Below are 1,175 nucleotides of genomic sequence, written 5' to 3'. Positions count from 1 at the left end.
GCTCCTTCTACTTTATCTTGAGCATTGCTAGCTGTCTCTTTCATAGAATCTACTGCCCCTTCTACTTTATCTTGAGCATTGCTAGCTATCTCTTTCATAGAATCTACTGCTCCTTCTACTTTATCTTGAGCATTGCTAGCTGTCTCTTTCATAGAATCTACTGCCCCTTCTACTTTATCTTGAGCGTTATTAGCTGTCTCTTTCATAGAATCTACTGCCCCTTCTACTTTATCTTGAGCATTGCTAGCTATCTCTTTCATAGAATCTACTGCTCCTTCTGCTTTATCTTGAGCGTTGTTTACTGTTTGTTTTAATTGATCTTCATTCATAATTCTTTTTTTTAAAAATTAAACTTCTTTACCACTAATAATTTGAAGTCATCTTGACTTTTTAGTTTTGTAAAATGACCAAATACTTTTTATGACTTAATACTTGGTTACTAAACAAAGCTTGAACTGGCAAATAACTACATTGGATATCTGTTTTAAGTTTGCACAATACAGAATTAACTATCTTATAGAGTGAAACTTATAATTTAATTCCTCTTTTTCAAAGTGGTAAGTGTGGAACTATATCTAATTCTATACTATCTTTGTGGAGTATTTGGTCATGGGGTGTAGATTTTGTTTGTTTAGCAACACAAAAATCTACAAACCTTCTTTATTCTTATTTTACAAACCCAATAACGCCCCCCTTACAAAAACAGTATAGTTAGTCTTTATCTTTATTTAGTTCTTGATTAAAAGACCTTAATTTCTAGTTTTGAAACTAAGGTCTTCATTACAAACATCCCACTACTTTATCACAAAGTTTCTTACTACTAGCTTTTTAATTATCAAATAAAAACTCCTTATTTAAAATCGTAAAAAAACTTGTGCGATGCTTATTAACCTTCAATCATTTTTTAATTATAATTCAAATATCTGTTTTTTTTCTAAAAAAACAGTTTTGTTTTGTTATTCATATACTCTTACTAAAAATCCAACAACTTAATAAGACTAAAAAGTCTCCTAACGAATCTAAACTCTGCCCCTTTTCATCTAAAAAAAGTTTTTATGAGATAAGTAAAGCAAAAAGATCTTATTTAACTAACTTTACTCTAAGTACACGACAAAAAACTAAAGCAATTGATATTTAAAGGGTTGTGTCCATTTTTAGAGAGTAATAATCTTGAT

1 protein-coding gene is annotated in these 1,175 nt (G+C 29.6%); it reads right to left on the bottom strand.

Translation table 11 applies throughout. From position 1 onward, the window contains the following. Positions 1-329, bottom strand: a 329-nt coding sequence (locus HX049_RS18365; protein ID WP_286417828.1) for a hypothetical protein, incomplete at its 3' end; no start/stop codon positions are given. Positions 330-1,175 lie beyond the last annotated feature (846 nt).

It is taken from the genome of Myroides odoratimimus (assembly GCF_030326305.1).
Lineage (GTDB): Bacteria > Bacteroidota > Bacteroidia > Flavobacteriales > Flavobacteriaceae > Flavobacterium > Flavobacterium odoratimimum_A.
The sequence above is the reverse complement of the archived record's forward strand: the minus strand, read 5'-3'. Positions and strand labels throughout refer to the sequence as shown.